This is a genomic window from Prosthecobacter sp., from assembly GCF_044373815.1.
In the GTDB taxonomy this organism is placed as follows: domain Bacteria; phylum Verrucomicrobiota; class Verrucomicrobiia; order Verrucomicrobiales; family Verrucomicrobiaceae; genus Prosthecobacter.
Genome location: NZ_JBIPNG010000504.1, coordinates 1 through 4645 on the forward strand (window position 1 = coordinate 1; position 4645 = coordinate 4645).

Consider the following 4645-nt stretch of genomic DNA (forward strand, 5'->3'; position numbering starts at 1 on the left):
CCAGATGGGCGCGATGATCACCGGGCAGGGGGAGAAAATCTGTGCTCCGCTCACGATTAGCGGCGCTCCTTTGAAATCCATTTACTACAAGCTGCCTGTGGCCAGCGCCCAGGTGAAAAGCGCCATTCTGCTGGCCGGGCTCTACGCATCTGGCAAGACGACGGTGGTGGAGCCGGTGGCAACCCGCAATCACACCGAGCGACTGTTCACGCACTTTGGCATCAAATGGCTGCGTGAAGACGACTGTGTAAGTGTCTATGGCGGTCAGGAGCCGCAGGCCAAAGACATCGTGGTCCCAGGAGACATTTCCAGTGCGGCGTTTTGGATGGTCGCCGCTGCGGCCACGCCGGGGGCTCAGATCACCCTCAACAATGTCGGGCTCAATCCTACACGTACAGGCGTCATCAACGTTCTGCTGCGCATGGGTGCTCTGGTCACCAGTTCGGAAACGCACTCCGACGGCGAGCCGCGTGGGAACATCACGGTACGCGGTGGCGATTTGAATGCCACGGTCATCGGTGGGGCGGAGATCCCCAACGTCATCGACGAACTGCCCATTTTGGCAGTGGCGGCTGCGCTGGCGCGTGGCAAGACGCTGATCCGTGACGCCTCCGAACTGCGAGTGAAGGAGACGGACCGCATAGCTGCTGTTGCTTCGAATTTGCGCCTGATGGGGGTCACAGTCACCGAGCATCCGGATGGGATGGAGATCGAAGGAGGAGCCCAACTGCAGGGAGCCACGCTGCCTTGTTATGGTGATCACCGCATCGCCATGGCGTTCCTGGTCGCCGGCATGTTTGCTGAAGGCACCACCGTGCTTGAGGGCTCGGAGTGCATTTCAACCTCGTATCCAGGTTTTGAGCGTCACCTCGATCTCTTTCTGAACGGGGACGATGGTGCGCGTCCGATTCCTGTCATGTCTGCCATTCCTCAACCGTTGGTGGATAAAATGAATCGTGCCAAATCATGAGCGTGGCGCATTCCGTGATCACGATTGACGGGCCTGCGGCCTCCGGCAAGAGCAGCATTGCGCGCCTTGTCGCCCAGCGCCTGGGCCGCACGTACGTCAACACGGGCAACATGTACCGGGCCATGACGTGGGCGGTGCTGCAGACCGGGGTGAACCCGCAGGATGCTGACGCCGTGCGTGCCGCCGCGGCGGGCATTGTGATCGAATCGCCCGTGGTGGACGGCAAAACGCAGGTCTGCATTTCCGGGCGGACGCTCACGGATGCCGAGCTCAACAGTGATCCCGTCAATCGCGCGGTCTCATTCATTGCCCGCGTCGATGAGGTGCGTGACCGGCTCGTGGCCTATCAGCGTGCGCTGGCCGCCGATGGTCCGCTGGTCATGGAAGGGCGCGACATTGGCTCGGTGGTTTTTCCCGACAGTCCGCACAAAATTTACATTGATGCCAGCGAGGAGGTTCGCGCGAGCCGGCGTGGTGCGCAGGGACTTTCGGATCAGATTGCCGAGCGGGATCGCATTGACAAACAGCGCAAGAACAGCCCGCTTGTCATCCCAGCAGGAGCCATCATCATTGATAATTCCCACATCACACTCGACCAGGCGGTTGATCAGGTGATCACGGTGCTGAAGCTTTCATAACAGCGAACGGAAAATGAACTTCTCCTACTGGTTTGGTCATCGCGTCTTTCGTGAACTCGCGCATGGGTTGTTCGATTATCGCGTGGTCGGCGCGGAAAAACTGCCGTTCTCCGGTCCTGCCATCATTGCGTGCAACCACGTCAGCTTTCTCGATCCTCCGCTGGTGGGAATCGCCTTTGATGAGATGGTTTACTCCTTTGCGCGCAAGACGCTCTTTGATCATCCTCTAGCTGCCAAGATTTTGAGGAGCTGGCAGGTGCTTGCGGTAGATCGTGACAAACCGGATACTGCTTCGCTCAAGAACATCATTCGATTGCTGCGTGATGGAAACAAAGTGATCATGTTTCCCGAAGGCACTCGCAGTTACGACGGGGTGCCACAATCCGCCGAAGCGGGAGTGGGACTTTTTATTGCCAAAAGCAAGGCTCCAGTGCTGCCTGTTCGCCTGTTTGGCACCTATGAAGCTTATCCGCGAGGTGCCAAGACTCTGCGGCCGGCCAAGATCACGCTTGTCATCGGCGACCTCTGGCAGCCGGATTTGAAAAGCTACGCGGAGTCTGGCAAAGAGCTGTATCAGGCTCTGGCCGATGAAGTCATGCACCGGATTTCGGAGTTGAGAGTGTGAGATGCAGCTCTCTGACCTGAATTGAAGTGCGAGTTTCGTGATGTCAGAAAGGCTGAAACCAGCACTTTGAAGAGAAGAGCAACTGGAAAGCCTCGTAATGATTGGTTTTTCAAGGTTTTCCCGCAGAATTTGTTACAGAACATTCTTCTTCCGGTTAATCTTATTCGTGTAATGGAACAACGTCTGCTTAGAATTTGAAATCCACCTTCGTCCTTCTGTAATGTCTCAGCTCCGATCCTTGATCGTGAAAACCGCTCTTCCGATCAAATCGAAATCCGTACCAAGCCAAAGCACACAACCTGGGCATGAAGAATTTAGCCCAGAGGGTGGTCCATGGCTGGTGAGGCAGACCTTCATGCGGGCGGAAACGATCTGGCTCTCGTCCATGTTGGGGGCGTATTTTCCTTCACTGCCGCGGGTGCTGGACATCCTCAATGAGGGAACGCAGACGAATGTCATGCTTGGAACTGCACCTGGGGAGCCGGTGAGGCAGTATTGCAGCCGGGTGGGCCCGCTGCCGATTGGGATCGCCTGTGTGCTGGTGTGGCGGCTGGCGTCGGAGCTTGAGGCCTTGGAGTCGTTCCTGCCTGAGGCGGTTTCTTTTGTGGATCCTCTGAACTGCCGGGTGGGGTTGTGGCAGCAGGACTTTTTGCAGTTGTTTGTGGATCGTTTTGAGTCGCGACCCATGGGGCGTGCTGAGATTGCTTCGAGAGTGATGCAGGTCTGCGCGATGCTGATCAAAGGACATCCGACGGAGCCCATCAGTGCGTCTGTGGCGGCCAAAGTGCCGTCTTCACTGCTGACGCATCTGAGGGAGTGGCAGGCTGCGGGAAGCACGCTGCTGACGCTGGGGCAGATCAAAGGTTTGATGTTGATGGCGACCGCCGCTGTGACGCGCGGATTGCGCGGCTCCAACATGATGTCGCAGCTCTTTGCCAATGAGCGTTGGCATCCCTTGCTGCCATTCCAGAGGACCACTCCGCATGTTTATGGGCGCACGGAGGGATCGCGGATGCCTGTGATCTCGGTTCGGCTTTCCCGCCTGCTGGCCCACCGGCACCGGCTGACGGAGATCGAAGTTTTGATGCTGCACAATCGCTTGCGTGAGCAGGCTGCCGCCGTGCCGGTTCTGGGGCTGGCGCTGGACCCTGAGCATATTTTGCTGCGCCTTCCGGGACTGCGGGAAAGTGCGAATGACTCCAAGATGCTGGACATCCGCCTCGACAGTCTGGCGGAGTTCACGGTGGCGTTGGAGTCTGCTGCGGACTGTCTGACACTGGGACGCTCTCCGGTGGTCATCCGGGAAGCGGTGGAGCCTGGCAAACCTTTTTCGGATCTGCGGGGCGATGTGGAAGAGCAGCTTAGCCGCCTTTGGCAGACACTGCAGGATGGTACGTTCAGTCTGTCTGGCTACAACATGGAGTCGGTCGGCAATCGGGAATTGCCGGGACAATTCTTTTGTTATCTGGGGAATGCCTTTCAGCGGGTGGGACGTACCGTCAGCCCGCGGCCCGCACCCGCCGAGCCTGCCACGCGGACGGTGCCGCGTGCACCGATATTGTCACCTTCCCCTCAGGAAACGGAGGCGCAAATTCCTCTGGTGGAAGAAAGTATGAAATCATCTTCCGTTTTTCCTTTTAACCAATCACTCGATAAGCTACCGCAACACCCTATGAAGATGATCCTTATCACCGCTGGCAGCGGAGGCACCGGCAAGAGCACCATTGCCCGCCTTATTTACGAACTTGCCAACTTTGAGACGCGTGATGACGTGGCCATGTTCGACTGCGATGCTCTTGGAAACCGGGATTTCCAGAAGATTTCACCCAAGAAGATTGAGTCCATGCCCATCGACAACATCGACTCCATGCGTCGTATCGTGGAAACAGCGATGGATGGGAAGCTTGTTCTGGCGGATCTGCCGGCGAGCTGCCAGGACATTTTGGGTCGTGATCTGAACCCTGAAATCATCCAGAGTCTGCGTGAAGATGACGGACTGCACTGGCTGCCGATTCATCCTGTGACAGCGAAGGCCGCCACGCTGCCTGCTATCAAACAGTGGCGCTCATCCATCTTCGGCGAAGCTCCCTCCATTGTGGTGGTCAGTCTGAAAGACGGCCCGGTTTCATCCGATTTGCTGGATGAAATCATCCGACCGCAGGATCTGGTATTGCGCATGCCTGTTTTGGATCAAAGCCTTGCGGCTGCCCTGGATGCGTCAAACGCGACGTGGCTGGACATCCTTGAAGGACGTGTGGCGGACAGCCACCGCATGTTTGGAAATCCGCTGGTTAAGCGTCAGCTGCGCTTCAAACGGAAGGAATGCGAGGACGCCCTTTTCCCGCTGCTGCGCCGCATCATCAAAGACCCCATCTCGGCGAGTTGATCGCGTAGCATTTACTCTTCCCGGCA

The 4645-nt window shown here is 57.5% G+C and carries 4 protein-coding genes; all 4 read left to right on the plus strand.

The genetic code is table 11. From position 1 onward, the window contains the following. Positions 1-970, plus strand: a 970-nt coding sequence (locus ACIREA_RS27045) for a 3-phosphoshikimate 1-carboxyvinyltransferase (protein ID WP_397385435.1), incomplete at its 5' end; no start/stop codon positions are given. 14 nt (positions 971-984) lie between these two features. Then, complete coding sequence (gene cmk / locus ACIREA_RS27050; RefSeq protein WP_397385436.1) at positions 985-1608, plus strand: (d)CMP kinase; 624 nt, start codon at positions 985-987, stop codon at positions 1606-1608. A 13-nt stretch (positions 1609-1621) separates the two neighbouring features. Beyond that, the gene (locus ACIREA_RS27055) at positions 1622-2233 is read left to right on the plus strand and encodes a lysophospholipid acyltransferase family protein (protein ID WP_397385437.1); all 612 of its coding nucleotides are present in this window, start codon (positions 1622-1624) and stop codon (positions 2231-2233) included. 340 nt (positions 2234-2573) lie between these two features. Beyond that, entirely contained in the window at positions 2574-4619 is a 2046-nt protein-coding gene (locus ACIREA_RS27060; RefSeq protein ID WP_397385438.1) for a hypothetical protein, read from the plus strand. Positions 4620-4645: the final 26 nt, after the last annotated feature.

Coding starts and splice junctions, on each gene's coding strand:
- ACIREA_RS27055 (WP_397385437.1), top strand. CDS start 1,622: ATGAACTTCTCCTACTGGTTTGGTCATCGCGTCTTTCGTGAACTCGCG.